This window comes from Sphingopyxis sp. H053 (assembly GCF_001468225.1).
Lineage (GTDB): Bacteria > Pseudomonadota > Alphaproteobacteria > Sphingomonadales > Sphingomonadaceae > Sphingopyxis.
This window is the reverse complement of record NZ_LNRU01000026.1, coordinates 1-1,422: the sequence shown is the minus strand read 5'-3', so window position 1 is coordinate 1,422 and position 1,422 is coordinate 1. Positions and strand designations below refer to the sequence as shown.

The following is a 1,422-nucleotide window of genomic DNA, read 5'->3' as shown; positions in this document are numbered from 1 at the left end:
GGTCGCGTCCGTCAAGGTGGTGTAATTTCGGCTGTGGCCGTGGGCCATCGTCAGGCGGCTTTGGCGGTGATGTGTAGGGGCTGATTTTCCTCCTCGATCATGGGTTGGTTGAGTTCGGCCATGCCTTCGATCTGCATGTATCGGTGCTGGAGCTGCCACTCGTCGTTCTGCTCCATCAGCACAGCCCCGACGAGGCGGATGATGCTGTCTTCGTTCGGGAAGATTCCGACGACGTCGGCGCGGCGCTTGACCTCCTTGTTGAGCCGCTCGAGCGGATTGGTTGAGTGTAACTTCGTGCGGTGCTGGGTGGGGAAGCCGGTGTAGGCGAGCACGTCGGTTTCGGCCTCGTCCATGCAGGCGCCGAGCTTGGGCCAACGGGTGCGCAACTGGTCGGCGACCTGTCGCCAGACCTGCGTTGCGCTTTTCTGATCGGGCTGCAGGAAGACCTGGCGGATCGCGGCGGCGACGACAGTGTTCTGGCCCTTGGGCACATAGGACAGGGCATTGCGCATGAAGTGCACCCGGCAGCGCTGCCAGGTGGCGCCCATGACGCGGGTGATCGCGCCCTTGAGGCCCTCGTGAGCATCGGAGATGACCAGCTTCACGCCGGTGAGACCGCGCCGAACAAGGTCCTTCAGGAAGTCGGACCAGAAGACCTCCGCTTCCGAGGGGCCGATATGCAGGCCGACGATCTCGCGCCGGCCCTCGGTGTTGACGGCCATGGCGATTATTGCGGCAACGCTGATGATCCGCCCGCCTTCGCGTACCTTGAGATAGGTGGCATCGAGCCAGAGATACGGCCATTCGCCGGTGAGCGGGCGTTTCAGAAAGGCATGGACGCGCTCGTCAATGTCCTTGCAAAGCTTGGAGACGGTGGACTTGGAGATGCCGGTCATGCCCATGGCCTGGACGAGTTCATCGACCCGCCGGGTGCTGACCCCGCCGATCCACGCTTCCTGGATCACCGCAACCAGCGCTTTCTCGACCATCTTGCGGGGCTCAAGGAAGCCCGGAAAATAGGACCCAGCACGCAGCTTGGGGATTTTCAGGTTCAGCGTGCCTACCCGGGTATCCAGCGAACGGTCGCGATAGCCGTTGCGCCAGGTCGCGCGCTCGCTGCTGCGTTCGTGGCGACCCGCGCCGATCAGGCCATCAACGTCGGCCTCCATGATCAGCTGCAGCACGTTCTCGGCGATGGTGCGCAAAAAATCCGGTTGGCCGCCCTTTGCAGCCAGCTCTTCGATCAGTAATCTGTCCTCGGTCATCGGGAACTCCTCTTCGTCACGGTTGAAGTGTGCAAACTCCACCATAACGATGAACCCGGTGGCCACCAGCGACGCCGCATTCCGGGGTGGGGCATGCCCCACCCCGGAATACACCATCGCCTACACCGGAAATTACACCACGAGCGCGGACGCTAAC

The 1,422-nt window shown here is 62.7% G+C and carries 1 protein-coding gene; it reads right to left on the bottom strand.

Annotated elements, in window-relative coordinates; genetic code table 11:
* Positions 1 to 50: 50 nt before the first annotated feature.
* On the bottom strand, positions 51 to 1,265 hold the full coding sequence (locus ATE70_RS24015; RefSeq protein ID WP_006954973.1) for an IS256-like element ISSpma2 family transposase: 1,215 nt from the start codon (positions 1,263 to 1,265) through the stop codon (positions 51 to 53).
* Positions 1,266 to 1,422 lie beyond the last annotated feature (157 nt).